This is a genomic window from Arthrobacter sp. TmT3-37 (assembly GCF_054510835.1).
In genome coordinates, this window is sequence record NZ_JBTNDU010000005.1 from 123,976 (window position 1) to 150,119 (window position 26,144).

Here is a 26,144-nt window from a genome sequence, read left to right on the forward strand (position 1 = left end):
CGGGTCCTGGACCCCCGCGGCCGGTCAGGCAACCGGTGGTGGGCGGAAGGGGAACCGTCCTCACGGCAGGATTCCTGCACTCCCCGACGCCGCCGCACACAGGATGAGAACCATGCCGCAGATCTACCCCAAAGCCGTGTCGCCCGACGACAGCGGTGCCTCCGTCGGAACCAGCGCCTCCCCGCGCTTCCCCGAACTCGAGGAACGCGTGCTCCGCTACTGGCAGGAGGACGGCACCTTCCAGGCGTCGATCGACGCCCGGGATCCCGGCGTCGACGGTTCCAACGAATTCGTGTTCTACGACGGCCCGCCCTTCGCCAACGGCCTCCCGCACTACGGACACCTCCTCACCGGCTACGCGAAGGACCTCGTGGGCCGGTACCAGACGCAGCGCGGCCACCGCGTGGAACGGCGCTTCGGCTGGGACACGCACGGCCTGCCCGCCGAGCTCGAGGCCATGAAGCAGCTCGGGATGACGGACAAGCAGCAGATCCTCGCCATGGGTATCGACAACTTCAACGACGCCGCCAGGGCCTCCGTCATGAAGTACGCGGGGGAGTGGCGCGACTACGTGACCCGCCAGGCACGCTGGGTGGACTTCGACAACGACTACAAGACCCTCAACCCGGAGTACATGGAGTCCGTCCTCTGGGCGTTCAAGACGCTCCACGAGAAGGGCCTGACCTACAGCGGGTACCGGGTCCTGCCGTACTGCTGGAACGACGAGACGCCCCTGTCCAACCACGAACTCCGGATGGACGAGGACGTGTACCAGGACCGGCAGGACCAGACCGTCACGGTCACGTTCCCGATCCTCGCCGGCCCAACGGCCCTGTCGAAGGACCTCGCGGGCGTGCAGGCCCTCGCCTGGACCACGACGCCGTGGACGCTGCCCACCAACGCCGCGCTCGCCGTCGGGCCCGACATCTCCTACGTCGTCGTGGTCGGGGAGCGCGACGGCGAGGCCGGCCGCTACCTGCTGGCGGAGGACCTGCTGGGCAACTACGCCAAGGACCTGGGCTTCGCCGACGCCGCCGCCGCACGCGAGGCCGTCACGTCCCGCCACCTCGGGACCGAGCTGGAAGGGCTCACCTACGAGCCGCTGTGGGACTACCTCGCCGACCCCGAGGAGGGCGGCTACCGCAACGCCTTCCGCATCCTCGTGGCGGACTACGTCACCACGACGGACGGCACCGGCCTCGTGCACCAGGCACCCGCCTACGGCGAGGAGGACCAGAAGGTCTGCGAGGACGCCGGCATCCAGGTGATCCTCTCTGTCGACGAGGGCGCGAAGTTCCTGCCGATGTTCGGCAGGGGCCCGCTCGCGGAGATCGTCGGGCTGCAGGTCTTCGAGGCGAACCGGCACATCACCCGCGTGCTGAAGACCGAGGGACGCCTCGTACGGCAGGCCAGCTACGTGCACAGCTACCCGCACTGCTGGCGGTGCCGCAACCCGCTCATCTACCGCGCGGTGTCCTCGTGGTACGTCGAGGTGACGAAGATCCGCGACCGCATGGTGGAGCTCAACCAGGACATCACCTGGATCCCCGGCAACGTCAAGGACGGCCAGTTCGGCAAATGGCTCGCCAACGCGCGCGACTGGTCCATCAGCCGCAACCGCTTCTGGGGCAGCCCCATCCCGGTCTGGGAGTCGGACGACCCCGAGTACCCGCGCACCGACGTGTACGGCTCGCTCGCCGAGTTGCAGGCCGACTTCGGCAGGCTCCCGTTGAACAAGCAGGGCGAGGTGGACCTCCACCGTCCGTTCATCGACGAACTCACCCGGCCCAATCCGGACGACCCGACCGGCCGGTCCACGATGCGCCGCGTCGAGGACGTCCTCGACGTCTGGTTCGACTCCGGATCCATGCCCTACGGCCAGGTGCACTACCCGTTCGAGAACGAGCAGTGGTTCGACACGCACAACCCTGCGGACTTCATCGTCGAGTACATCGGGCAGACGCGCGGCTGGTTCTACATGCTGCACATCCTGTCCACGGCCCTGTTCGACCGTCCGGCGTTCCGCAATGTCATCAGCCACGGGATCGTGCTCGGCTCGGACGGGCAGAAGATGTCCAAGAGCCTGCGCAACTACCCGGACGTCTCCGAGGTGTTCGACCGCGACGGCTCCGACGCCATGCGCTGGTTCCTCATGGCCTCGCCGATCCTCCGCGGCGGCAACCTCGTGGTCACCGAGCAGGGCATCCGCGACGGCGTGCGGCAGGTCATCCTGCCGCTGTGGAACGTCTGGCACTTCTTCAGCCTGTACACCAACGCGGCCGCCGGCGGCGCGGGCTACGAGGCGAAGACCGTGACACCCGAGGCCGCGGCACGGCTGGGTGAGCCGATCGACCGCTACATCCTCGCGAACACCGGCAACCTCGTGCGCGACATCACCGAGTCACTCGACGCCTTCACGATCAGCGACGCCTGCGAGTCCCTGCGCCGCTACCTGGACACGCTCACCAACTGGTACGTCCGCCGGAGCCGCCAGCGGTTCTTCGACGAGGACACGGACGCCTTCGACGTGCTCTACACGTGCCTCGAGGCCGTGTGCCGCGTCGCGGCGCCCCTGCTTCCCCTCGTGACGGAGGAGATCTGGCGAGGGCTCACCGGCGGTCGGTCCGTGCACCTCACGGACTGGCCCGAGGCCGCCGCGTTCCCCGCCGCCCCTGACCTCGTCGAGCAGATGGACCGTACGCGCCAGGTGTGCTCCGTGGGCTCCAGCCTCCGCAAGGCCGCGAACCTGCGGGTGCGCCTGCCGCTGCGGGAGCTGACCGTCGTCGCGCCCGGCGCAGCGGACCTCTCGGGCCAGTACTCCGCGATCATCGCGGACGAACTGAACCTGAAGGGCGTCCGCCTGGTCGACTCGGCCGATGCCGAACCGGCCGAGTTCGGGATCACCCAGCGCCTCGTGGTCAACGCCCGCGCCGCCGGCCCGCGCCTCGGCAGGAACGTGCAGAGCGTCATCAAGGCGTCGAAGTCCGGCGACTGGTCGGTGGACGAGGACGGCGGCGTCACCGCCGGTGGCCTCGGACTGGAGCCGCACGAGTACACGCTCGACACCGTGGTGGAGGGCAACGACGCCGCGTCGAAAGCCGTGACGGTCCTGCCCGGCGGTGGATTCCTCGTCCTCGACACCGAGGTCACGGAGGAGCTGGCGGCGGAGGGCACGGCGCGCGACGCGATCCGCGCCATCCAGCAGGCACGGCGCGACGCCGACCTCGACATCAGCGACCGCATCACCACCACCATCGGTGTCGCGCCCGGGCAGGTCGGGGCACTCGAGGCGAACGCCGACCTGATCCGGGCGGAGACCCTCACGGTGGAGCTCCGCATCACCGCTGCCGAGGACGCCGGCAGCGATTTCAGCATCACCGTCGGAAAGCGGGAACAGCAGCATGGATGACACCAACGGCACCGGGGGCGGCCCAGGACTGGACGCCTTCTCGGTGGAGAGTGTGTACGCGGAACTCCTGGGCCGCGCGCCGGAGAACAGGATGGAGCCGCGCATGGCCCCCCTGCACCGGGCCATGGAGATCCTGGGGGAGCCGAACCGGGCCTTCCCGATCATCCACATCACCGGCACCAACGGCAAGACGTCGACGGCGCGGATGATCGAGAGCATCCTGCTGGCGCACGACCTGCGGACGGGCCGCTTCACCAGCCCGCACCTCTCGCGTGTCACGGAGCGCATCAGCATCGACGGTGAGCCCGTCGACGACGACACGTTCGTGCGCGTCTGGGACGAGATCAAGCCCTACCTCGACATCATCGACGGCGAGCTCCTGGTCGCCGGCGAACCCCGCCTCACCTACTTCGAGTGCGTCACGATCCTCGCGTTCGCGATCTTCGCGGACGAGCCGATCGACGTCGGCGTGATCGAGGTGGGACTCGGCGGCATCACCGACGCCACGAACGTCGGCGACGGACAGGTGGCGGTGGTCACCCCCATCTCGCTCGACCACACCGACCTCCTCGGCGACACCGTCGAGGACATCGCCCTGGAGAAGGCCGGCATCATCAAGCCCGGCTCCTTCCTCGTCAGCGCGATCCAGCCGCGGGATGCCGCGCAGGTGCTCCTGGAGCGCGCCCGGGAGGTGGGTGCGGAGTTCCGGTTCGAAGGCGTCGAGTTCGGTGTCGAGTCGCGCACCGTCGCCGTCGGCGGGCAGGTGGTGTCCCTCACCGGACTCGCCGGACGCTACGGCGACCTGCTGGTACCCCTCCACGGCGAGCACCAGGCGGAGAACGCGGCCGTCGCGGTCGCCGCGGTGGAAGCATTCCTCGGCGGCGGTGAGCGCCGGCTCGAGACCGAGCTGATCCGCAACGGGCTGCGCGCCGTCACCTCGCCCGGCCGCCTCGAGGTCGTCCGGACCGCGCCGAGCATCATCGTGGACGCCGCCCACAACCCGGCCGGCGCCCGCGCCGCCGCGAAGGGTATCAGCGAGGCGTTCGACTTCTCCCGGCTCGTGCTGGTCATCGGCATCCTCGAGGACAAGGACGCCGCAGGCATCCTCGCCGAACTGCACGAGGAGCTCGGCGGCATCCTCGAGGACGTCTGCCTCACGCAGTCCACCTCGCCCCGCTCGGTCCCCGCCGCGGACCTCCTGCAGGCCGCCCTCGCGGCCGGCTTCGCCGAGGAGAACATCAACATCGCCCCCGGCCTCGACGACGCCCTCGAATGGGCCGTCATGAAGGCCGAGGACAACAACGACCTCGCCGGTGGCATCCTCGTGACCGGCTCCATCACCGTGGTCGGCGAGGCCCGCACGCTCCTGGGGAAGTAGGTAGGCCATGGCACGCAGAACCAGGGCACAGCGCGAATGGCGGCCCGGCATGCCGAAGAAGCGGAGGTCCACGAAGATCCTCTTCGCCTCCACGGTCCTGCTGCTCGAGGCGTTCGTCGTCTTCTTCGCGACGCTCGCGGTCTTCGGACTGCGACGCGACGAGATCCCGCCCGCCGTCATCCTGACCTCGGGCCTGCTGCTCAGCGTCGTCCTCGTGCTGACGTGCGCCGTGCTGACCAAGCGGTGGGGGATCGGCCTCGGCTGGATCCTGCAGCTGGTGATCATCGCGGGCGGCATCCTCGAACCGGCCATGTTCGTGGTGGGCATCGCGTTCGCGCTGACCTGGCTCTACGGCATCCGTCAGGGGATGCGCGTGGACCGCGAGAACGTGGAGCGGGACCGGCTGCAGGCCGAGTGGGAGAAGGCGAATCCGGAATAGCCGCCCGCTTTAGTAGAGTCGGTCCTGATACCACCACCTCCCCGACCCGACACCGCGCCGTCCCGGACGGCGCCCACCCCAGGAGTTCCCATGAGCGTTGAGCGCACCCTTGTCCTCGTCAAGCCCGACGGCGTGTCCCGAGGCCTGACCGGTACCATCCTGTCCCGTATCGAGGCGAAGGGCTACACCATCGCGGAGCTGAAGCAGGTCCGTGCCTCCCGCGAAGTCCTGGAGGAGCACTACGCGGAGCACGTGGGCAAGCCGTTCTTCGAGCCGCTCGTCGAGTTCATGCTCAGCGGTCCGATCGTCGCCGCGGTCTTCGAGGGCCAGCGCGTCATCGAGGGGTTCCGTTCGCTCGCGGGAACCACCGAACCGACGGCAGCGGCGCCCGGGACCATCCGGGGCGACCTCGGCCGCGACTGGGGCGTCAAGGTGCAGCAGAACCTCGTGCACGGCTCCGACTCGGCGGAGTCGGCGGAGCGCGAGATCGGCATCTGGTTCGCCTGACACCCGCGTCATCGGTTGCCCCGGGTCATGTGCCCGGGGCAACTGTGTTGATAGGTTAGGGCCATGATGACCTATCGCAGACTGGGTTCCTCCGGACTCAGCGTTTCCACCGTCGGGCTCGGCTGCAACAACCTCGGCAGGGCCGGCACCACCTCCGAATCGCAGGAGGGCACCGACGCCGTCGTGCATGCCGCGATCGACGCCGGCATCACGCTCTTCGACGTGGCCGACATGTACGGGAAGGCGCCCGGCGTCAGCGAGATGCAACTGGGCAAGGCGCTCGGCAGCCGTCGCGACGACGTCGTCCTCGCCACGAAGTTCGGACTGGACATGAACGGGGTCAACGGACCCGACTGGGGGGCGCGCGGATCGCGGCGCTACATCATCCGGGCCGTCGAGGCGTCGCTGCGCCGCCTCGGCACCGAGTGGATCGACCTCTACCAGTACCACGCCCCCGATGCCGCGACGCCGATCGAGGAGACCCTCGCAGCCCTCGACGACCTCGTGACGAGCGGCAAGGTGCGGTACCTCGGACACTCCAACTTCGCCGGCTGGCAGATCGCCGAGGCCGAGTTCACCGCACGCAGCGGTGGGTACACGCCGTTCATCTCCGCGCAGAACCCCTACAACCTGCTGGACCGCCGCCTGGAGCGGGAGGTCGTCCCGGCCGTCGAGGCGTACGGGATCGGTGTGCTGCCCTACTTCCCCCTGGCGAACGGTCTGCTGACGGGCAAGTACCGCCGCGACGAGGTCCCCGCCGGGAGCCGGCTCACGCACTCCCGGAAAAACGTGCTGGAGACGGCGGACTGGGACCAGCTCGAGGCGTTCTCGGCCTTCGCGGCCGAACGTGAACTCAGCGAGGTCCAGGTGGCGTTCTCATGGCTCGCCGCCCAGCCGTCCGTCGGCTCGGTGATCGCCGGTGCCACGTCTCCCGAGCAGGTGCGCCAGAATGCCGCCGCAGCGGACTGGACGCCGTCGGACGAGGATCTGGCCGAACTGGACGGCATCTTCCCCCGCCCGGCGGCCTGACCCGGCGACAGTCCCGTCCCGGGCCGCGTGGTCGCCGCACCGGACGCCGATGGACCCCCGGCTCGTGCCGGGGGTCCATCGCCGTCCTGCCTGTCCGCGCGTACGGTTCAGGCCCGGTGGAACGTCTTCCCGATGACGCGCTCGGATGCTCCGACGCGATCGAGGTAGGGCGTGATGCCGCCGAGGTGCAGCGGCCAGCCGGCGCCCAGGATCATGCACAGATCGATGTCCTCCGGCGCGGCGACCACGCCCTCGTCGAGCATCCGCCCGATCTCGTCGGCCAGCGCATCCTGCGTACGGCGCAGCACGTCCTCCGCGGACGATGCGCTGGTTCCGCGCTCCATCAGCGCCAGGGTCTGCTCGGGAACGGTCTCGGTGCCGTCCTCCTGCTTCACCCACAACCCCTTGATCCCGGCGTCGATGAGTGTCCGCTGGTTCGCCGAGACGTGGAAGCGCTCCCCGAAAGCCGCGTGCAGCGACTCCTGGACGTGCTGACCGACGGGCAGCCCCACGAGGGCGAGCAGCCGGAAAGGCGTCATGGGCAGACCCATCGGACGCAGTGCATCGTCGGCCGTCGCGGCGTCCGTGCCCTCGTCGAAGACGGCGGTGATCTCGCCGAACATGCGTCCGAGGATGCGGTTCACCACGAAGGCGGGGGCGTCCTGCACGAGGACCGCGTTCTTCTTCAGGCCCTTCGCCAGCACGAACGCCGTCGCCAGCACGGCGTCGTCCGTCGAGGGCGCGCGCACGACCTCGAGCAGCGGCATCGCGGCGACGGGATTGAAGAAGTGGAAGCCGACCACCCGCTCCGGATGGACGAGGTCCGCGGCCATCTCCGCCACGGACAGCGAGGAGGTGTTGGTCGCGAGGATGCACTCGGGGGAGACGACGGCCTCGACCTCCGCGAAGACCTGCTTCTTGACGGACATCTCCTCGAACACGGCCTCGATCACGAAATCGGCGTCGGAGAAGACGTCCTTGGAGACCGAGCCGGTCACCAGTGACCTCGTCCGGTTGGCGGCGTCCTGGGACAGGCGCTTCTTCCCGAGCAGCTTCTCGATCTCCGCGTGCACGTACGCCACGCCCTTGTCCACGCGGTCCTGGTCGATGTCCGTGAGGACCACCGGAACCTTGAGCCGGCGGGCGAACAGGAGCGCGAGCTGGCCGGCCATGAGACCCGCGCCGACGACGCCGACCTTCGAGACCGGACGCGCGAGCTTCCGGTCGGGAGCTCCTGCCGGGCGCTTGCCGCGCTTCTGCACGAGGTCGAGGAAGGCGTAGACCGTTGCATGGAACTCGGGCGTCTGCATCAGTTCCGCCAGTGCGGTGCACTCCGCCGCCGCCGACTCCTGCCTCGACCAGGTGAGGCCGGACTCGAGCAGATCCAGCACGCGCGAGGGCGCAGGAGCGGCGTTGCCGGTCTTCGCCTCGACGAAGGCCCTGCCTGCGGCGACCGCTGCGGTCCAGGCGGCGTCGTCGTACTGCGAGAGCTCGGCGCGCCGCTCCTCGACGGCAGCTGCGGCTGCGCCGCCCCGGAGCACCTGCGCCGCCCACAGCAGGGACTGCTCGAGGTAGTCGGCGGGTTCGAAGAGGGCGTCGGCGATGCCGAGCCCGTAGGCGGCCCTGCCGTCGAGGCTGCGGTTGTTGCTCAGCGGGTTCTCGATCATCACCTTGACGGCATGGGCGGGGCCGATCAGCCGCGGCAGGCGGTAGACGCCTCCCCAGCCGGGCACGAGTCCGATGAAGGCCTCGGGCAGGCCGATGCCGTTGGCCCCGGAGGACACCGTGCGGTAGTTCGCGGCGAGGGCGATCTCGAGGCCGCCACCCAGAGCGACACCGTTGATGAAGGCGAAGCTCGGCACGCCCAGGTCGGCGAGGAGGTCGTACGCCTCGTGTCCCAGTTCGGCCATGAGCCGGCCGAGGTGCTCGGACTTCACGCTCTTGACGGTGCTGAGGTCGGCGCCGGCCACGAGGAAGTAGGGCTTGCCCGTCACGGCGACGGCGGAGATCTCGCCGCGCGCCGCGCGTTCCTTCAGCTCCTCGAGGGTGCGGCCGAATTCGATGAGCGTGGTGGGGCCCAGCGTGGTGGGTTTCGTGGAGTCGAGGTCGTTGTCCAGCGTGATGAGCGCGAGGACGCCCGCGCCCTCGGGCAGGGTGATGTCCTGCACGTAGGAGTGGGTGACGATCTCGGTCGGGACGAGGCCGGCCAGTTCGTCGTAGCGTTCGAAGCTCATGCTGCGTCCTGTCCGTAGTGCTCGTGGTGGGGGTTCTCCCAGATGACCGTCGCGCCCATGCCGAGGCCGATGCACATCGTCGTCATGCCGTAGCGCACGCCTGGGTCCTCCTCGAACTGGCGGGCGAGCTGGTTCATGAGCCGCACGCCGGAGCTGGCCAGCGGGTGTCCCACGGCGATCGCGCCGCCGTAACGGTTCACGCGGGGGTCCTCGTCGTCGATGCCGAAGTGGTCGAGGAAGCTCAGCACCTGCACCGCGAAGGCCTCGTTGATCTCGAACAGCCCGATGTCGCCGATCTCCAGGCCTGCCTGCCGGAGTGCCTTCTCCGTGGCCGGGACGGGCCCGATGCCCATCACCTCCGGTTCGACACCGGCGAAGGCGTAGGCGACCAGGCGCATGCGGACGGGCAGACCGAACTCGGCTGCTGCGTCGGCGGAGGCGAGCAGGGCTGCCGTGGCGCCGTCGTTCAGTCCGGCAGCATTCCCGGCGGTGACGCGGCCGTGCGCACGGAAGGGTGTCCGGAGCGCTGCGAGGTCCTCGGCCGTGGTCCCCGGGCGGGGCGGCTCGTCGACGGTGTTCAGGGTCCAGCCGGAACCGGGCTTCCTGCCGGCCACGGGTACCAGGTCGGGCTGGATCCGCCCTGCCTCGTAGGCCTGCGCCAGCTTCTGCTGGCTGCGGACCGCATAGGCGTCCGCCCGGTCCCTGGTGATCGACGGGAAGCGGTCGTGCAGGTTCTCCGCCGTGTTGCCCATGTTCAGTGCCGCCGGATCGACGATGCGCTCGGAGACGAAGCGCGGGTTGGGATCGGCATCCGCTCCCATGGGGTGGTTGCCCATGTGCTCGACACCGCCTGCGATGACGACGTCGTATGCGCCGAAGGCGATCCCCGAGGCGGTGGTGGTCACAGCCGTCATGGCGCCGGCGCACATCCGGTCGATGGCGAATCCTGGGACCGTGCGGGGGAGCCCGGCCAGGAGGGCAGCGGTGCGGCCGATGGTGAGGCCCTGGTCCCCGGTCTGCGTGGTGGCGGCGATGGCGACGTCGTCGATCCGCTCGGGCGGCAGGGTCGGGTTCCGGCGCAGCAGGTCGCGGATGCACTTCACCACGAGGTCGTCCGCGCGCATGCCGGCGTAGATGCCCTTCTCGCCGGCCCTGCCGAAGGGGGTGCGTACTCCGTCGACGAAGACGACGTCGCGGACGGCTCGTGACGCGCTGCGTGCGGGCACCGTCCCGGTATCTAGGCTCACCTGTTGCTCCTCTTCGAGATGTAGGTCAGCGATCATGTTACTGGTGAGTAACATAGCGTGCAAGCGACAGGAGCCGGCCCAGGATTCAGCCTTCGGGCGTCTCCCGCACCTTCGCAGGCAGGGGATCGGGGTCCAGGAATGCGACGGTGATGATCGCCGCCACCTGCTCGATCTGCCAGGGGCGCGCCCCCAGGTCGGCGAGTGCCGCCGAGACGGACTCGAGCGAGATCTCGGCCGGCGGACGCCAGGCGATGCGGCGCAGGTAGTCAGGCGTGAGCAGGTTCTCCACCGGCATGTCCAGCTTCTCCGCACACTGCGCGACGCGCGGGCGCGCGGTCTGCAAGCGGGCCGCGGCCTCGGGATCCTTCTCGGGCCAGATGCGGGGCGGGGGCGGCGCGTTGGTCGGCACGTGCAGGGGTGGGAGGTCGGTGAGCTTCCTCGCGTCGCTGATGCATCTCAGCCACCGGGGCGCCTCCTTCTGCGCTGCCCGGCCGTGGAACCCCTTCGTGGCCAGCAGCTGCGGGACGGTGGCCGGCATGGCGCGCGCCGCCGCGACGATCGCCGAATCGGGGATGAGGCGGCCGGGTGCCACGTCGCGGCGCTGTGCGAGGTCTTCGCGCTCCAGCCACATCTGGCGGACGGCGGCGAGCTGGCGGCGGTCGCGCAACTGGTGCAGGCCCGAGGTGCGGCGCCACGGATCCACGCGCGGTTCGGCGGGCGGGGTGCGGCGGATGTGCTCGAACTCCTCCTCGGCGATGCCTAGCTTTCCGCCCTCCTCCAGCAGGCCGGCGAGCCTGTCCCGCAGTTCCGCCAGGACCTCGACGTCGAGCGCGGCGTAGCGGAGCCACGGCTCGGGCAGCGGCCGCTTGGACCAGTCCGCCGCCGAGTGCTCCTTCGCCAGGCTGAAGCCGAGCTGCGACTCGATGACGGCGGCGAGGCCGACCCGGGGGAGTCCGGCGAGGCGCGCCGCGAGCTCCGTGTCGAAGAGCCTGTCCGGCCACATCCCGAGCTCGGCGAGGCAGGGGAGGTCCTGGCTCGCGGCATGCAGGATCCACTCGACGCCGTCGAGGGCGTCATCGATGATCTGGAGGTCGTCGAAGGGCTCGGGGTCGATCAGCCACGTCCCGGCACCTTCCCGGCGGATCTGGACGAGGAACGCGCGCTGTCCGTAGCGGAAGCCGGAGGCGCGCTCGGCGTCGACAGCCGCGGGTCCCGTCCCGGCCGCGAGGGCCGCTGCCGCCCGCTCGAGCCCGGCGGGCGTGTCGATCACGAGGGGGACGCCTTCGCGCGGTTCGGTCAGCAGGGGGAGTGCGGCGGGTATGCCGGGATCGGACGCGTCGGTGCTGTCCGTGTGTTCGGAGGTATGGGAACTCATGGTGATTTCAGTCTATCCCCGCGGGCGTGTGCGCCCGGAAAGCACCCGGCGCTGCTCCCTGGACCGGACGGTGCAGCGCGGAGTCAGGACCTGCGGTGCGGAAGGTGCGCGACGCCGTCGGGCAGCGGCGGCAGCCCGGCGAAGGTGCAGACCATCTCCGACCACGCCTCGAGGTGCCTCCGCACGTCGGAGGTCTCCGGTGTCCAGGACGCGCGGAGTTCGATGTCGATGGTGTCGGGCCGGTCCTCGAGCGTCCCGTAGCTCTCCGAGAGGATCCTCGTGGCCGTCCCGCCGGTGCTGTGGTGGCGTGCCCCGTGATTGCCCAGTGCTTCCACCAGCCAGGTCCAGGCGACCGAGCCGAGGAGCGCGTCGTTGCCCATGTCCGGTTCGAGCTGTGCCCGGATGTAGGTGACGATCCGGAAGCGGCCGTTCCAGACCTCGGAGCCGTCGGGATCGTACAGGAGGATGAACCGTCCGGTCGCCAGCTCCTCGGGCTCGGGCGGGAGCAGGAGGGTGCGGGCCGGGCCGTGGAGCGGTGGCGGCAGGACGGGCGTGGCCTCGAAGACCTCGGCCCCGAGTGCCACCGCGAAGGGGGCCAGGCGCGACGGCGCCGGGATCTCCTCGAGCCGGATCTCGCTGCGACGGGCTGCTTGCCGCAGGCCGGCGAGGGCGTCCAGGAATTCCGCAGGTAGTTGCGTTATACCGCCGATTGCACTCACCCCCGCAGGTTATGCCCTGCGGGGGTGGCTGCTGCGGCGGCGCGCCGTCGCAACGGGTGTGCGGGCGGGCGCATCCGGCCCGGGACGCACCGACCGCGTCAGGCGGAGACTTCCCGACGGATCGCCTCGATGAAGGAGTCGACGTCCTCCTCGGTGGTGTCGAACGAGCACATCCAGCGGACCTCCCCGGTGGCCTGGTCCCAGTCGTAGAAGCGGAAGCTCTCGCGGATGCGGTCGGCCGAGCCCGGAGGCAGGATGGCGAAGACCGCGTTGGCCGTGGTCTCCTGCGTGAGCGTCACGCCCTTGATGCCGCGGACGCCCTCGGTCAGGCGTGCGGCCATCGCGTTGGCATGCCCCGCCGAGCGGAGCCACAGGTCGCCCTCCAGCAGGGCGATGAGCTGCGCCGAGACGAAGCGCATCTTCGACGCCAGCTGCATGTTGAGCTTGCGCAGGTACTCCAGGCCCGTGGACGCCTCCGGGTTCAGGACGACGATGCACTCGCCGAACATCAGGCCGTTCTTGGTGCCGCCGAAGGACAGGATGTCCACACCGGCGTCGCGCGTGAAGGCGCGCAGTGGCTGGCCGAGGGCGGCCGCGGCGTTGGCGAGCCGGGCACCGTCCATGTGGACCCGCATGCCACGGGCGTGGCAGTGGTCCGCGATCGCCTTGATCTCCGCGACGGAGTACAGCGTGCCGAGCTCGGTGGTCTGGGTGATCGAGACCGCCAGGGGCTGCGCGCGGTGCTGGTCCCCCCAGCCCCACGCCTCACGGTCGATCAGCTCGGGAGTCAGCTTGCCGTCCGGCGTCGGGACCGTCAGCAGCTTGATGCCGCCCACCCGCTCCGGAGCCGCGTTCTCGTCCACGTTGATGTGGGCTGTCCGCGGGCAGACGACGGCGCCCCAGCGCGGCAGGATCGACTGCAGCGAGAGCACGTTGGCGCCCGTGCCGTTGAAGACGGGGTAGATGGAGATGCCCTCGCCGAAGTGGTGCTCCATCACCTCCTGCAGGCGTGCGGTGTACTGGTCCTCGCCGTAGGCGACCTGGTGGCCCTCGTTCGCTGCGGCGAGCGCGGTGAGGACTTCCGGATGCACGCCCGAGTAGTTGTCGGAGGCGAAGCTCCGCTGGGTGCGGTCGTGCAGGGACGGGGCTGTTGTCAGGGTGTCGGTCACGGTTCCATTATCCCCGATGCGCGTCGCGCACCGCGTCGATGCGGGCCCCGTTGACGTCCGCCGGAGGCGCCCCGAGCAGCGACGCCAGGATGCCGGCGAGATCGTCGACGTGCGTGTAGCCCGGGAACTTCCGGTCGGGGTGCTGCTGCCGCAGGGTGTCGTCGACCAGCGCCTTGACCACGACGGCGGTCGATGCCGCCGCGCTGCCGTCCCTGGCGAAGCCGTCGGCGACGGCCTGGAGCCAGGCGTCGACGGAGGCCTTGACCGCGGCGTAGGAGGCGTTGCCGGCCGTCGGGGCGGCGACGGCGGTGGCGGACACCGCCGCGAGGCGTCCGCCCCGCTCGGCCAACTGGTCGTAGAAGGCCCTGCTGGTATTGAAGAGGGTGACGAACACCGAGCGGTGCAGGGCGTCGTAGTCCGCCGTGGACTGGGCGGTGATCCCCTTGCCGCCCCGCCAGCCGCCGACGAGGTGGAACAGGGCGTCTGCGCCGCCGTGGTCGGCGCGTACGCGGTCGGCGAGGACCCGCACCGCCGCCTCGTCCGTGAGGTCGCACTCCTGGCGGTCCACGCCCTCGAGCGTCGCGAAGGCCTCGGCGAGCCGCCCGGCGTCCGAGCCGACGGCGACCACCGTCAGTCCGTCCGCGAGGAGCCGTCGCGTGAGGGCCCTGCCGGATGCGCTGGTGGCACCGGCGACGACGGCGGTCCGGCCGCCGGTGCTCTCGCTCATGCCGCGTCCGCCGTGATGCCCGCGGTGGACTCGATGATCGGCTTCATCTTGCGGTCGAGGGCCTCGAAGAACATCGAGAGCGGGAACTCGTCGTCGAGCACGGCGTCGGTCAGGCCACGCGGGGGGCCGAGGAGCTCGAGCGCGTCGGGACCCTTGGCCCAGACCGATGCGGGGTGCGGGGTGACCGTGGCGGATACCAGGTCGTAGGCGGCCAGCCAGTGCGCGATCTTCGGCCGGTCGATCGAGCGCCAGTACAGCTGCTCGATCTGCTCACCGAGGGCGACGACGACGTCCGCCGCCTCGTCCCAGTCGATGGTGAGCTCGGTGTCGGTCCAGTGCAGGACGCGGTGCTGGTGCATCCACGCGAACAGGAGCTGTCCGCCGAGGCCGTCGTAGTTGCGCACGCGGCTGCCGGTGATGCTGAAGCGGAAGATGCGGTCGAAGATGACCGCGTACTGCACGAGCTTCGCGTGCTTCCGCGCCTCGGGTGACGCGTCCTCGTCCTTCTCGATCGTGACGGATTCACGGAAGGCGGTGAGGTCGCAGCGCAGTTCCTCGAGCGAGTACAGGAAGAAGGGCATGCGCTGCTTGATCATGAAGGGGTCGAAGGGGAGGTCGCCGCGCATGTGCGTGCGGTCGTGGATGAGGTCCCACATCACGAAGGTCTCCTCGGTGAGTTTCTGGTCGTCGAGGAGTTCCAGGGCGTCCTGCGGCAGTTCCAGGCGCGTGATGTCGGCGGCTGCCCGGACCACGCGGCGGAACCGGGCGGCCTCGCGGTCGGCGAAGATGGCTCCCCAGGTGAAGGTCGGGGTCTCGCTCACCGCGACGGTCTCGGGGAACAGGACGGCGGAGTTCGTGTTGTAGCCCTCGGTGAAGTCGAGGAACCGGATGGGCACGAACAGGCCGTTCGAGTATGCGCCCGCTTCGAGCTCGGCGATGAATTCGGGCCAGAGGACCTCGATCAGCACCGCCTCGACGAGCCGGCTGGTGCTGCCGTTCTGGGTGTACATGGGGAACACCACGAGGTGCTGGAGGCCGTCCGTGCGGTCCTGCTGGGGCTGGAAGGCGAGCAGCGGCTCGAGGAAGTCGGGAACGGCGAATCCGCTCGATCGCCAGGCGTCGAATGCCGTGACGGTGCGCCGGAGGTACTCGGCGTCGTGGGGGAACAGGGGAGCGAGCTCCGTGATCGCGGCCGTGATGGCGACCGTGAGCTCGGCGGCCGGAGCGTGGTGCTCCGGCTCCGGGATGGAACCGTCCTTGACCTGCAACAGGCGCAGCTCCTGGGCTGCTGCCTTGAGGGAGAGCCAGGCGGGCTGCTCCTGGGGCGTGGTGTCGACGGGCGCGAGCGGGGTGACGGTCATGGCTCCTGCTTTCTCTGGTCATGGATGTCGGATCCGTTGCCGCGAGCGTAGCAACCAGGACAGCTCCTCTTACACTCCGGAGGGAGAAGTTCCAGAAAGTCTTATGCTCGGGAGCGGACGACCGCGGGAGAGGACCAGACCGGCTTTCCCCCCTATGGGACGCACGAGGGACGTACCCGGACACGCCGGACACGGGAAAGGCCGGCTCGCGGGCCGGCCTTTCCGCACGCTCTCGTCCGGGCTACTCCGCCGGAACGAGCGTCATGGAGATCGAGTTGATGCAGAACCGCTGATCCGTGGGGGTGTCGAAGCCCTCGCCCTTGAACAGGTGCCCGAGGTGGGAGTCGCATCTGGCGCAGCGCACCTCGATGCGTTCCATGCCCATCGACCTGTCATGCAGGTACCGCACCCTGTCGTCCGCCAGCGGCGCCCAGAACGAGGGCCACCCGCAGTGCGAGTCGAACTTCTCGTTGCTCGTGAACAGATCGGCACCGCAGGCGCGGCAGGCGTAGGTGCCGGCCGTCTTCGCGTCGTAGTACTCCCCGGTGTAGGGGCGCTCGGTGCCCGCCTTGCGCAGGACCTGGAACTCCTGGGGAGTCAGTTCCCGGCGCCACTCGTCATCGGACTTCTCGATCTCGGGCCGGTAGGTATCGCGTTCGGTAGTCATATCCGGTGCAACGCCTACGAGTCGCCGATAAATCCCGAACCCGAGTACAGGTGCAGCACGGCGATACCGAGCTTGTCCTGTGCCCTGTTGGCCCAGTCGGTGTGGAACGTGTCGGCCATGGCGTGCGGACGCGTGATCACCACCGCCTGCTCGGCCCCACTCTCCGTGGCCTCCCGCACGAGGGCGTCCACGGGATTCCCCGTCGTCGTGCGCCCGCCCGCCGCGAATCCCTCGTCCCGCAGCAGGCGGAGGGACGCGTCGAGGGCGGTGCGGGCGGCGGCTTCGTCATGGCGGCGGTCGTCGCCGGAGAACGAGCGGAACGCCTCACCGACCTCGAGGAGGCTCAGGTGGCGGAAGAACTCGCCCAGGACGGACTCGTTGCGGTCCTCGGGGATCAGGACGACGACCTCGGCGGGATCCTCACCCTGCAGGGTCCGCAGGTTCCGGAGATCGGGATGGGTCAGGGCTTCCTCGGTCAGCACCAGTATTGTTCGGCTCATGGCGCCACTGTACTGCGGCGCCCCGCCCGCCCGCGGTGCTGCAGGGCCGCGAATCGACGGCGCCTGCGGCGCAGGGTAGAAATGGAGCTATGGCAACTGGAACGTCGACGGCCGCGACGCAGCGGGTTCGGGCTCCCTGGCTCAAGTGGACCGCACTCGGGGTGGGCGCTGGAGCCGCGCTCGCGTCCTCCGCGGCCGGCGCGGTGTCCGGGCTCGCCGTGTACTTCGCCCGGCAGATCGTCACACCGGCGCGCAGGCGCGACGAGAACCTGGAGATCCTCGCGGTGGTCGGACAGGCGGGCAACCGCACCGTGATCCTCCCCGCGAACGAGGACACGACCATCGAGGGTACCTACAGCCTGCACTTCGACGGGGGAGCGGGCCACGCCCGCGTGGGCGCCATCCGGTCCTACGTGCCCCGGGAGGGGACGGTGGAGCGTGAGGTGGAGGAGGTCTATGCGGGCGACCTGACCTCGGCGACCCGCGGCTGGTGGGGCGGGGCCGTCTACCCGTCACCGGCCGCGATGGGTTTCGCCGAGGAGGAGGTGAGCATCCCCGTCGAGGGCGGCTCGGCCCCGGCCTGGCTCGTCCGCGCTGAAGCTCCTGCCCGCACCTGGGCCATCATGGTGCACGGCCGCGGAGCCTCCCGGGCGGAGGCGCTGCGCGCCGTACCGCCGGCGCGCCGGCTCGGTATGACCAGCCTCGTCCTGTCCTACCGGAACGACGGCGAGGCGCCGTCCGCGCCGGACGGCCGCTACGGCCTCGGGATGACGGAGTGGCACGACGTCGACGCCGCGATCGATTTCGCCGTGTCCTCCGGTGCCCGCGACGTCGTGCTCTTCGGCTGGTCCATGGGCGGTGCGATCGTCCTGCAGACCGCCGACCTCTCCCGGCACCGGCGGCGCATCGCCGCGCTGGTCCTCGACGGCCCCGTCGTCAACTGGATCGAGGTGCTCGCGCACCACGCCGAGCTGAACCGGATCCCCGCCCCTGTCGGGCGGCTCGGGCAGTACCTCCTCGCCAGCCGGCGCGCACGGCGGATCACCGGACTGGCAGCCCCACTGGATCTCAAGAGCATGGACTGGATCGCCCGCGCCGAGCAGCTGACCCTGCCCACGCTCGTCCTGCACAGCGAGGACGACGAATTCGTGCCCATCGGGCCCTCGGCGGAACTGGCCGCCAGGAACCCGGCCTTCGTCACCCTCGAGCGGTTCCACCGCGCCCGCCACACGAAGGAGTGGAACCTCGATCCGGAACGGTGGGAGGCCGTCGTCGAACGCTGGCTGGACGCACACCTGAACGGCCGGGCCCTCCCCGGTGGAAAGGTGCCCGGCCCGGAGACTACTGCGCTTCCCTGATCTTCCGCTTGATCCGGCCCAGCATCGCGGCCATGCCGCGCATGCGCAGCGGGGTGATCGCCCGGGTCAGGCCGAGACGGTCGGGGACGTCGTCGGGAACGGCGAGGACGTCCGCGGCAGGCAGCCCGTCGAGTCCCTCGAGCAGCACGCCGGCGAATCCGCGGGTGGTGGGAGCCTCCGGCGGGGCGGAGAAGAACAGGTGCACGCGGCGCTCGGGCTCCTCGCCGATCTCCATGGTGAGGAAGAGCGGGCTCTGGCACTCGACCACCTGCTCCAGGAGCTCGGGGTGGCTCCCGTAGCGCTCCGGCAGGTCCGGGAGTTCCCGGGAGAAATCGAGCAGGAGCTGCAGCCGGTCCGGCTCCGTCAGGTCCTGGAAGTCGTCGATGATCTCGGCGAGCTTCGCCGGGACGGCCCCGGTGGTCATCGGGCCGCCCGTACCCGGCTCGCGGGCACGTCGCCGGGCTCGGTGCCCCGGACGATCGGTACGCGCACAGCATTGCCCCATTCGGTCCAGGAGCCGTCGTAGTTGCGCACGTTCGGGAAGCCGAGCAGGTGCGTCAGGACGAACCACGTGTGGCTCGACCGCTCTCCGATCCGGCAGTAGGCGACGACGTCGTCGCCGTCCTGCAGGCCGGCTTCGCCGCGGTAGATGGCGTCGAGCTCCGCGCGCGTCCGGAAGGTTCCGTCCTCGGCGGCCGCACGCGCCCAGGGGACGGAGCGCGCGGTGGGGATGTGCCCTCCGCGCATCGCGCCCTCCTCCGGGTAGGCGGGCATGGTGGTGCGGGCCCCGGTGTACTCGTCGCCCGAGCGGACGTCGATCAGGGGCTTCCCGAGGTGGTCGAGGACATCGCTGAGGAAGGCGCGCACGGGCGCGTCGTCGCGCTCGACGACCGGGTAGTCGCTCGGTGCGGTGTCCGGCTTGTCCGTCGTGAGCTCCCGGCCCTCGGCCACCCACTTGTCGCGGCCGCCGTCGAGCAGCCGGACGTCCTCGTGGCCGAAGAGCGTGAAGACCCAGAGGGCGTAGGCGGCCCACCAGTTGCTCTTGTCGCCGTAGATCACCACGGTGGAGTCGCGGGAGATGCCCTTGGTGGCCATGAGGCGTGCGAACGCGGCGCCGTCGAGGTAGTCGCGCGTCACCTCGTCGTTCAGCTCGGTGTGCCAGTCGATCTTGACGGCGCCGGGCACATGGCCCGTCTCGTACAGCAGGACGTCCTCGTCGGACTCGACGACCACCAGGCCCTCGGCGCCCAGGTTGGCGGCGAGCCAGTCGGTGGAGACGAGCCGCTCGGGATGGGCGTACTCGGCGAACTTGTCCTGCGTATCTGGAGCCAGTGTCATTGCGGCCTTTCGCATAGCTGTCTGCTCGAAGGAGCGTCTCTTCCTCCCTAGCGTAACCACGCGCCCGCCCGATTGCTTCCGGCTCCCCAGCGTGCGGCCGGGGCCGCGATTCCCGGTGCCGGCGCCGGTGCAGGGGAGACCGGCGCCGGGTACCCCGCGTGCGATCAGTGTCCGGTTGACGTCCCGGCCCGCGTCCGATCCGCGTCCGGTTGACGTCCCGGCCCGCGTCCGATCCGCGTCCGGTCAAGGACCTGCGGGAGCGGCACGGACCACCGGCGCACGGACCGCCTTGCCGTAGTCTTGCCTAGCGAAGCGGCCTCCCGCGGGGGCCTCGCGACACCCAGCCGGAAAGAGAAAGCGGTCCAGATCCGTGCCAGCCACCGAACACCTCACAGCGCGCACCCCGAAGGTCTCCGTCGATGAGTTGCTGGGCGGTTTCTACCCGTCGCCCCGCTTCGGCGAGGTGTCCTTCGACACGTATCGTCCGGACCCCCAGCAGCCGTCGCAGTCTGCCGCCGTGACCAAGCTGCGCGAGTTCGCCTCCTCCGTCGACGAGCCCGAGCCCTCGGGATTCCGCAGACTGTTCGGCGGGGGCAGGAAGACCACCACGCGGGCGGGGATCTACCTCGACGGCGGATTCGGCGTCGGCAAGACGCACCTGCTCGCATCGCTCTGGCACGCATCCACGGGCCGCAAGGCGTTCGGTACCTTCGTCGAGTACACGAACCTGGTCGGAGCGCTGAGCTTCCGCAAGACCGTCGACGCGCTCAGCGGCTACAGCCTCGTGTGCATCGACGAGTTCGAACTGGACGACCCCGGGGACACGGTGCTGATGTCCCGGCTGATGCGCGAACTGGCCGACGCCGGCGTCAAGCTCGCGGCGACGTCGAACACCCTTCCCGGGTCGCTCGGGGACGGGCGCTTCGCAGCCGAGGACTTCCAGCGCGAGATCCAGGTCCTCGCGGACCAGTTCGAGGTGGCCAGGATCGACGGCGAGGACTACCGCCACCGGGGGCTGCCCCAGGCCCCGGCAGCGCTCGACGACGCCGCGCTGCGCGAGCGCATCGACGCCTACTCCGGCGGCGTCCTGGCGGAGGACGACTTCGGGGACCTGGTCCGGCATCTCGCCGACGTCCACCCGAGCCGTTACCGGCAGCTCCTCGACGGGATCGACGCCGTCGCCTGGCACGACGTGGAGACGATCACCGAGCAGTCCGTCGCCCTGCGGTTCGTGGTCCTGGCCGACCGGCTCTACGACCGGGACGTGCCGATCATGGCGAGCGGCACGACGTTCGACCACCTCTTCACCGAGGAGATGATGGGCGGCGGCTACATGAAGAAGTACTACCGGGCGGTCTCCCGCCTCACCGCCCTCGCGCGGCAGGGGAGCGACGTCGTCCACTAGGCCCATCGCGGTCCTCCCGCCGCCTCCGGCGGGAACGCAAGAAGCGCCGGTGCCGCCTCTCGGCGGGACCGGCGCTTCCTTATTGCCAGGCTGGGAATTACACGGCCGGCGGAGGGGTAGGGCTGGTGTCGCCCTTGCCGTCCTTCTTGTCGATCCTGTCCACCATCCCCGAAGCCTTCGTCTGCACTCCGTTGATGTGGTGCGAGTACTTGCCATGGGTCCTGCTGTCGACGAAGTCGCCAGCCTTCCCGATGCCGTTCTTCACCTTGTCGGAATTATCGCCAATGAGTTCGGTCGCCTTACCCGCGAGGGTGCCGGCCTTGCCCTTGAGCCCGTCCAATAAACCCACGGACACCTCCTTTCGGTCGTGGAAACGCAGGACCGTTTCCGCTGCTCCAAGCATAGAGGAGGAACCCCGGGGTCCGGCGGGAGAACGGAGGAGTTCGCTCGGGGCTGAGCACAAAAAATGCCCGGTCCTCGCCAGGACCGGGCAACGGCCGCAATCGGCCGGAAAGAGCGGACGACGGGATTCGAACCCGCGACATCCACCTTGGCAAGGTGGTGCTCTAGCCAGCTGAGCTACGTCCGCAAAAAAGCGCCCCCGAGGGGGCGCCTTCGTGGGCGATACTGGGATCGAACCAGTGACCTCTTCCGTGTCAGGGAAGCGCGCTACCGCTGCGCCAATCGCCCATTTTCATGGTGCTCGTACCGTAGTGAGGTGGGGACGGGATTCGAACCCGCGTATACGGCTTTGCAGGCCGCTGCCTCGCCTCTCGGCCACCCCACCGTGACCGGATCGCTCCGGCCACCGGACTGATCCGGCCATACAGTGACTTGCGAGCGGACGACGGGATTCGAACCCGCGACATCCACCTTGGCAAGGTGGTGCTCTAGCCAGCTGAGCTACGTCCGCAGAAGAAGGAAGAACCCGGAATTCCCGCTACCTGCTGAGCATTTCGCGGTGTTTCTTCGTTTTCCAACGAGAAAAAACTCTATCGGACGTTCGGGAGTTCGTCCAATCGGCGGGCGGACGCGCTGCCTCGGCGGGGCCCCGGGACGCCCCTTCGCCTGCATCCCGCTGTCAGAGGAGCCTGAGAGACTGGAGCCATGACCGCCCCGCTTCTTGCACACGCAACGCCGCACGGCCGCATGTACGCCCGCTCCACGACCGAGCAGCCGTCCGTGCCGTCCATCACCACCGTCATCTCGCAACTGCCCAGTTCCCTCGGTGGCTGGTTCGGTCACATGGCGGCCAGTGCCCTGTCGCGGGATCCGCGGCTGCCCGGAGCGCTGGGCGACCCGGCCGAGCTCAGGACGGCGGTCCGGGACGCGGCGTCGGCCGCCGAGCGCTACCGTGACGACGCGGCCCTGCGCGGCACCCGGGTCCATCACTACTGCGAGCAGGTTGCCCTGCGCGCCCTCGGCCGCCCCGACGAGCTCGAGGCTGCCCGACTGGCCCTGGAGGAGAACGGTGAGGGCGGTTTCGCGCAGCGGTTCGACGAGTGGTGGGACCTGTACGACGTGCGTCCCGTCGAGCCGGAACTGACGGTGTGGAACACCGAACTGGGCTACGCGGGCACCCTCGACCTCATCGCCACGATCGGCGGCAGGACCTGCCTCATCGACTACAAGACCAAGAACACCGACCGGAACGGCTTCGTGAAGGCCCTGGACGACAAGGTCGTCATGCAGCTGGTCGCCGGCATGAAGGCGCAGGAATCCCTCGTCGATCCGCAGAAGGGCGAATGGCGGCCGTGGGTCCACGACGACCAGCCGCTGCTGCTCGGCGTGGCCGTGGGCCAGACCGAGGTGCGGGCGATGCGGGCCAACCCCGCCGTGCTGCGGAACCATTGGCTGCGGTTCTGCGCCCTGCGCCGGGCCTGGGCGGCAGGGCTAGAGGCCGAGGAGGCCGGGCGCGCCCTGCTCCCGATCGGACCGCCCGCCACGAGGACGGCCCCCGCCGAGCCCGCGCTTCCCGCCTGAGGGGCCGACCGGGCCGAAGTCCGCGCGCCCGGGCGCCCCGGCACTAGGATTGACGGGAGCCGCGGCGAGCACGAGTGCCGCGGTGCCGATGATCCCGCGCCCTGCGCGCACTCCGCGAAGCGAGGAACCGAACACCGATGGCCGTCCTGAGTATCCGCATGATCGGCGATCCGATCCTCCGCACACCGGCAGCGGAGGTCACCGACTTCGGTCCCGACCTCGCCCGGCTGATCGAGGACATGACCGAGACGATGATCGACGTGCAGGGGGCAGGGCTCGCCGCGCCGCAGGTGGGGATCGGGCTGCAGGTGTTCACCTACCGCGTCGACGGCGCGGAGGGCCACGTGGTGAATCCGGTCCTCGAGCTCACGGGACCCTCCCAGGGGGAGTCCGACGTCGAAGGCTGCCTGTCCGTCCCGGGGCTCGGAAGCTTCGTGGACAGGACGGACCGGGCCCGCGTCACCGGACAGGACCTGACCGGCAAGGAGATCACCGTGGAGGGGACCGGCATGCTGGCCCGGGCGTTGCAGCACGAGACGGACCACTTGCGCGGGACCCTCTACATCGACCGGCTCGAGGGCGAGGACCGACGGAATGCCCTTCGGGCGATCCGCAGCGCCGACTACAACAGCGTCACGTCCCGCACGGCCGCCGAGCGGTCCCGGTCGCTCGGTTCGAGCTTCACCCCCGGCGCGGCATCGACCCCGGGCCGCGCAGGGACCTTCGGCCGGACCACCCGATGAGGATCCTCTTCGCAGGAACGCCCGAGGTCGCCGTCCCCTCCCTGCGGGCGCTCGTCGACGCGGGGTTCGACGTCGCCGCCGTGCTCACACGCATCGACGCGCCGCTGGGCCGCAAGAAGGTCCTGACCCCCAGCCCCGTCGCAGCTGCCGCGGGTGAGCTCGGGCTGCCGGTCCTCAAGGGGAACCGGTTCACTCCGGAGCTGCTCGAGCAGCTCTCCTCGCTCGACCTCGACGCCGCCGCGATCGTCGCCTACGGCGGCATCGTCCCGCCGGCCGGACTCGCCGTGCCGAAGCACGGCTGGATCAACCTGCATTTCTCGGTCCTGCCGGCATGGCGGGGTGCCGCACCCGTCCAGCACGCGGTCCTCGCGGGGGACGACGTCGCCGGTGCCACGACGTTCCGCCTCGAGGAGGGACTCGACACCGGTCCCGTCTTCGGCGTGATGACCGAGACGCTCGAACCGCAGGCCACGAGCGGTGAGGTCCTCGAGCGCCTCTCGCACAGCGGTGCCGTGCTGCTCGTGCAGACCCTCTCCGGCATCGCATCCGGACGGGTCGAGGCCGCGCCGCAGTCGGGCGAACCGAGCTTCGCTCCGAAACTGGGGATCGACGACGCCCGCATCGACTGGTCGGAACCCGCCGTCGCCGTCCGGCGCCGCATCAATGCCGTCACCCCCGAGCCCGGCGCGTGGACGACGCTCGAGGGGCAGCGCGTGAAACTCGGTCCCGTCTCGCCCGCCGCGGGGGACCCCGCCCCGGGAGACCCCGGCGGGGTGACCAGGCAGCCGGAAGCCGGGGGCCCACCCGCTCCCGGCGCGCTGCAGGTCGTGGGTCGGGAGGTCCGGGTAGGGACAGGCACGGAACCGGTGGTCCTCGGCAGCGTCCAGCCGGCGGGGAAGAAGATGATGAAGGCCCTCGACTGGGCACGAGGCGCGACGCGCGGAGAGCTGGTGTTCGAGTGAGCGGTACCGGAGGAACGAACAGCGGATCCGGGGGGAACGGCCCGTCCCGGCGATCCGGCGGCACCGGCGGACCGGGCAACCAGGCCGGCCGGGGGCAGGACGCCCCCCCCCCCCGCAACGAGCAGGGCCGGGAGCGCAACCGCGGCGGGGACCGCCAGTTCTCCTCGGCCGCGCCCTCGCAGCGCACCCGCCGCGCCGATCCCGCTCGACTCGTGGCGTTCGAGGTCCTCCGCGCCGTGGCCGCCGAGGACGCCTACGCGAACCTCGTCCTGCCGGCGAGCATCCGCAAGCACGCACTGGACCGCCGGGACGCCGGGTTCGCCACCGAGCTGACCTACGGCGCGCTGCGGGGCCAGGGGACGTACGACGCCGTCCTGGCCCGCTGCGTCGACCGGCCGCTCGATCAACTCGATCCCGCCGTGCTCGACGCGCTGCGCATCGGGGTCCACCAGCTCCTGGCGATGCGCGTCCCGGCGCACGCCGCGCTGGACCAGACCGTCGGACTGGTGCGCGCCGTGATCGGTGCCGGGCCCTCGTCGCTGGTCAATGCGGTGCTGCGCAAGGTGACCGCGCACGACCTCGAGGGCTGGATCGCCGAGCTCGTCGACGGCATGACGGACGCGACCGCGATCGCGGCGCTGCGCCACAGCCACCCCGAGTGGATCGTCCGGGCCCTGCGCCAGGCGCTCGTGGCCCACGGCCGCGACGTCGCCGAGATCGACGCACTCCTGGCGGCCGACAATGCAGCGCCGGTGGTGCACCTCGTGGCATTGCCGGGCCTCGCCACGCTCGACGACGCCCTCGCCGAGGGCGCGGAACCCGGTCGCCTCGCTCCCGGGTCGGCCTACTACTCGGGCGGCGACGTCAGCCGCCTCCCCGGGGTGTCCACGGGCACCATCCGCGTGCAGGATTCCGGTTCGCAACTCGTGGCCCGGGCGCTGGCCGCCGTCGACCTCGGCGACCGCCGGTCGGACGGTCCCGAGCAATGGCTGGACCTCTGCGCCGGCCCCGGCGGCAAGACGGCACTGCTCTCGGCGATCGGGCAGGACCGCGGTGTCCACCTCACCGCGAACGAGCCGGTGCCGCACCGCGCCCAGCTCGTCCGGCAGGCGCTGCGGCCCCTGCCCGCGGACTCGTGGACGGTCCGCGTGGGGGACGGGCGCGACGTCGGGCGGGAACAGCCGGAGAGCTACGACCGCGTGCTCGTCGACGCCCCCTGCACGGGACTCGGCGCGCTCCGGCGCCGCCCCGAGTCCCGGTGGCGCCGGCAGCCGTCGGATCTGGTGTCACTCGCGCCGCTCCAGCGCGAGCTGCTGGCCTCGGCCCTCGACGCCGTCGCGCCCGGGGGAGTGGTGGCGTACGTGACCTGTTCACCGCACCACGCGGAGACCGAGGCCGTCGTCGACGACTCCCTGAGGAGACGGACCGGCTTCGAGCGCCTCGATGCGGGAGCCGCCCTGGATGCCGTCAGCGTCGGCGGAGCCCTCGACGCCGGACACGGCTCGAGTGCGCAGCTGTGGCCGCACGTGCACGGCACCGATGCGATGTACCTCGCGCTCATCCGCAGGACTCTGTGAGGATGGACGGAGTCCCC

23 protein-coding genes and 4 tRNA genes are annotated in these 26,144 nt (G+C 70.3%); 11 read left to right on the forward strand and 16 right to left on the reverse strand.

Annotation, left to right across the window (positions count from 1 at the left end; all coding sequences use genetic code 11):
- Window positions 1–112: 112 nt before the first annotated feature.
- From ileS to ACX80U_RS09240, 5 genes are all read left to right on the forward strand, one after another.
- Entirely contained in the window at window positions 113–3,409 is a 3,297-nt protein-coding gene (ileS, locus tag ACX80U_RS09220; RefSeq protein WP_459268165.1) for an isoleucine--tRNA ligase, read from the forward strand.
- Entirely contained in the window at window positions 3,402–4,787 is a 1,386-nt protein-coding gene (locus ACX80U_RS09225; RefSeq protein WP_459268166.1) for a bifunctional folylpolyglutamate synthase/dihydrofolate synthase, read from the forward strand. The genes ileS and ACX80U_RS09225 overlap by 8 nt, the downstream gene beginning before the upstream one ends.
- A 7-nt stretch (window positions 4,788–4,794) precedes the next feature.
- Window positions 4,795–5,226: a DUF4233 domain-containing protein gene (locus ACX80U_RS09230; protein WP_208740985.1), complete on the forward strand. Its 432-nt coding sequence runs from the start codon at window positions 4,795–4,797 to the stop codon at window positions 5,224–5,226.
- A 90-nt stretch (window positions 5,227–5,316) separates the two neighbouring features.
- Window positions 5,317–5,733 (forward strand): nucleoside-diphosphate kinase, encoded by a 417-nt coding sequence (gene ndk, locus ACX80U_RS09235; RefSeq protein ID WP_459268167.1) that lies wholly within the window; start codon window positions 5,317–5,319, stop codon window positions 5,731–5,733.
- 63 nt (window positions 5,734–5,796) lie between these two features.
- Window positions 5,797–6,762, forward strand: coding sequence for an aldo/keto reductase (locus tag ACX80U_RS09240; RefSeq protein ID WP_208740988.1), 966 nt, complete (start codon window positions 5,797–5,799; stop codon window positions 6,760–6,762).
- A gap of 107 nt (window positions 6,763–6,869) precedes the next feature.
- Here ACX80U_RS09240 and ACX80U_RS09245 read toward each other — a convergent pair whose 3' ends face one another.
- The 9 genes from ACX80U_RS09245 to ACX80U_RS09285 all read right to left on the reverse strand — a co-directional run bounded on the left by ACX80U_RS09245 (window position 6,870) and on the right by ACX80U_RS09285 (window position 16,761).
- The gene (locus ACX80U_RS09245; RefSeq protein ID WP_459268168.1) at window positions 6,870–8,996 is read right to left on the reverse strand and encodes a 3-hydroxyacyl-CoA dehydrogenase NAD-binding domain-containing protein; all 2,127 of its coding nucleotides are present in this window, start codon (window positions 8,994–8,996) and stop codon (window positions 6,870–6,872) included.
- Complete coding sequence (locus tag ACX80U_RS09250) at window positions 8,993–10,279, reverse strand: thiolase family protein (protein WP_459268169.1); 1,287 nt, start codon at window positions 10,277–10,279, stop codon at window positions 8,993–8,995. The genes ACX80U_RS09245 and ACX80U_RS09250 overlap by 4 nt, the downstream gene beginning before the upstream one ends.
- A 49-nt stretch (window positions 10,280–10,328) precedes the next feature.
- Window positions 10,329–11,618, reverse strand: a complete 1,290-nt coding sequence (locus ACX80U_RS09255; RefSeq protein WP_459268170.1) for an HRDC domain-containing protein — start codon at window positions 11,616–11,618, stop codon at window positions 10,329–10,331.
- 83 nt (window positions 11,619–11,701) lie between these two features.
- Window positions 11,702–12,328, reverse strand: a complete 627-nt coding sequence (locus tag ACX80U_RS09260; protein ID WP_133081008.1) for a DUF3000 domain-containing protein — start codon at window positions 12,326–12,328, stop codon at window positions 11,702–11,704.
- 107 nt (window positions 12,329–12,435) lie between these two features.
- Window positions 12,436–13,506 (reverse strand): threonine aldolase family protein, encoded by a 1,071-nt coding sequence (locus tag ACX80U_RS09265; protein WP_133080616.1) that lies wholly within the window; start codon window positions 13,504–13,506, stop codon window positions 12,436–12,438.
- Between the two features lie 7 nt (window positions 13,507–13,513).
- Window positions 13,514–14,233, reverse strand: coding sequence for an SDR family NAD(P)-dependent oxidoreductase (locus ACX80U_RS09270; protein WP_133080615.1), 720 nt, complete (start codon window positions 14,231–14,233; stop codon window positions 13,514–13,516).
- Complete coding sequence (locus tag ACX80U_RS09275; protein ID WP_459268171.1) at window positions 14,230–15,594, reverse strand: DUF6421 family protein; 1,365 nt, start codon at window positions 15,592–15,594, stop codon at window positions 14,230–14,232. Before ACX80U_RS09275 ends, ACX80U_RS09270 begins: the two co-directional genes overlap by 4 nt.
- A 241-nt stretch (window positions 15,595–15,835) precedes the next feature.
- Window positions 15,836–16,261, reverse strand: a complete 426-nt coding sequence (gene msrB, locus ACX80U_RS09280; RefSeq protein WP_459268172.1) for a peptide-methionine (R)-S-oxide reductase MsrB — start codon at window positions 16,259–16,261, stop codon at window positions 15,836–15,838.
- 14 nt (window positions 16,262–16,275) lie between these two features.
- The gene (locus ACX80U_RS09285; protein ID WP_133080612.1) at window positions 16,276–16,761 is read right to left on the reverse strand and encodes a universal stress protein; all 486 of its coding nucleotides are present in this window, start codon (window positions 16,759–16,761) and stop codon (window positions 16,276–16,278) included.
- An 89-nt stretch (window positions 16,762–16,850) separates the two neighbouring features.
- On the opposite strand from ACX80U_RS09285, the gene ACX80U_RS09290 reads away from it, so the two are divergent.
- Entirely contained in the window at window positions 16,851–18,119 is a 1,269-nt protein-coding gene (locus ACX80U_RS09290; protein ID WP_133080611.1) for an alpha/beta fold hydrolase, read from the forward strand.
- Here ACX80U_RS09290 and ACX80U_RS09295 read toward each other — a convergent pair.
- Together ACX80U_RS09295 and ACX80U_RS09300 are read right to left on the reverse strand one after the other, a co-directional pair.
- The gene (locus tag ACX80U_RS09295; RefSeq protein ID WP_459268173.1) at window positions 18,103–18,543 is read right to left on the reverse strand and encodes a SufE family protein; all 441 of its coding nucleotides are present in this window, start codon (window positions 18,541–18,543) and stop codon (window positions 18,103–18,105) included. The two genes, ACX80U_RS09290 and ACX80U_RS09295, sit on opposite strands and share 17 nt — an antisense overlap.
- Window positions 18,540–19,457, reverse strand: coding sequence for a sulfurtransferase (locus ACX80U_RS09300; protein WP_459268174.1), 918 nt, complete (start codon window positions 19,455–19,457; stop codon window positions 18,540–18,542). Before ACX80U_RS09300 ends, ACX80U_RS09295 begins: the two co-directional genes overlap by 4 nt.
- 370 nt (window positions 19,458–19,827) lie before the next feature.
- On the opposite strand from ACX80U_RS09300, the gene zapE reads away from it, so the two are divergent.
- Window positions 19,828–20,862, forward strand: a complete 1,035-nt coding sequence (gene zapE, locus ACX80U_RS09305) for a cell division protein ZapE (RefSeq protein ID WP_459268175.1) — start codon at window positions 19,828–19,830, stop codon at window positions 20,860–20,862.
- A 97-nt stretch (window positions 20,863–20,959) separates the two neighbouring features.
- Here zapE and ACX80U_RS09310 read toward each other — a convergent pair whose 3' ends face one another.
- The 5 genes from ACX80U_RS09310 to ACX80U_RS09330 all read right to left on the reverse strand — a co-directional run bounded on the left by ACX80U_RS09310 (window position 20,960) and on the right by ACX80U_RS09330 (window position 21,775).
- Complete coding sequence (locus ACX80U_RS09310) at window positions 20,960–21,211, reverse strand: antitoxin (RefSeq protein WP_208741005.1); 252 nt, start codon at window positions 21,209–21,211, stop codon at window positions 20,960–20,962.
- A gap of 166 nt (window positions 21,212–21,377) precedes the next feature.
- Window positions 21,378–21,451, reverse strand: a tRNA-Gly gene (locus ACX80U_RS09315).
- Window positions 21,452–21,480: 29 nt separating this feature from the next.
- Window positions 21,481–21,552, reverse strand: a tRNA-Val gene (locus ACX80U_RS09320).
- A gap of 26 nt (window positions 21,553–21,578) precedes the next feature.
- A tRNA-Cys gene (locus ACX80U_RS09325) sits at window positions 21,579–21,649 on the reverse strand.
- Between the two features lie 52 nt (window positions 21,650–21,701).
- Window positions 21,702–21,775: transfer RNA gene (locus ACX80U_RS09330), tRNA-Gly, on the reverse strand.
- A 194-nt stretch (window positions 21,776–21,969) separates the two neighbouring features.
- On the opposite strand from ACX80U_RS09330, the gene ACX80U_RS09335 reads away from it, so the two are divergent.
- The 4 genes from ACX80U_RS09335 (at window position 21,970) to ACX80U_RS09350 (ending at window position 26,127) form a co-directional block, all read left to right on the forward strand.
- On the forward strand, window positions 21,970–22,845 hold the full coding sequence (locus tag ACX80U_RS09335) for a cytochrome (protein WP_459268176.1): 876 nt from the start codon (window positions 21,970–21,972) through the stop codon (window positions 22,843–22,845).
- A 137-nt stretch (window positions 22,846–22,982) separates the two neighbouring features.
- Complete coding sequence (gene def / locus ACX80U_RS09340) at window positions 22,983–23,588, forward strand: peptide deformylase (protein WP_133080605.1); 606 nt, start codon at window positions 22,983–22,985, stop codon at window positions 23,586–23,588.
- Window positions 23,585–24,550, forward strand: a complete 966-nt coding sequence (locus tag ACX80U_RS09345; protein ID WP_459268177.1) for a methionyl-tRNA formyltransferase — start codon at window positions 23,585–23,587, stop codon at window positions 24,548–24,550. The genes def and ACX80U_RS09345 overlap by 4 nt, the downstream gene beginning before the upstream one ends.
- A complete protein-coding gene (locus ACX80U_RS09350; RefSeq protein ID WP_459268178.1) occupies window positions 24,547–26,127 on the forward strand; it encodes an RsmB/NOP family class I SAM-dependent RNA methyltransferase in 1,581 nt (526 codons plus the stop codon). The genes ACX80U_RS09345 and ACX80U_RS09350 overlap by 4 nt, the downstream gene beginning before the upstream one ends.
- The last annotated feature ends 17 nt before the right edge of the window (window positions 26,128–26,144 follow it).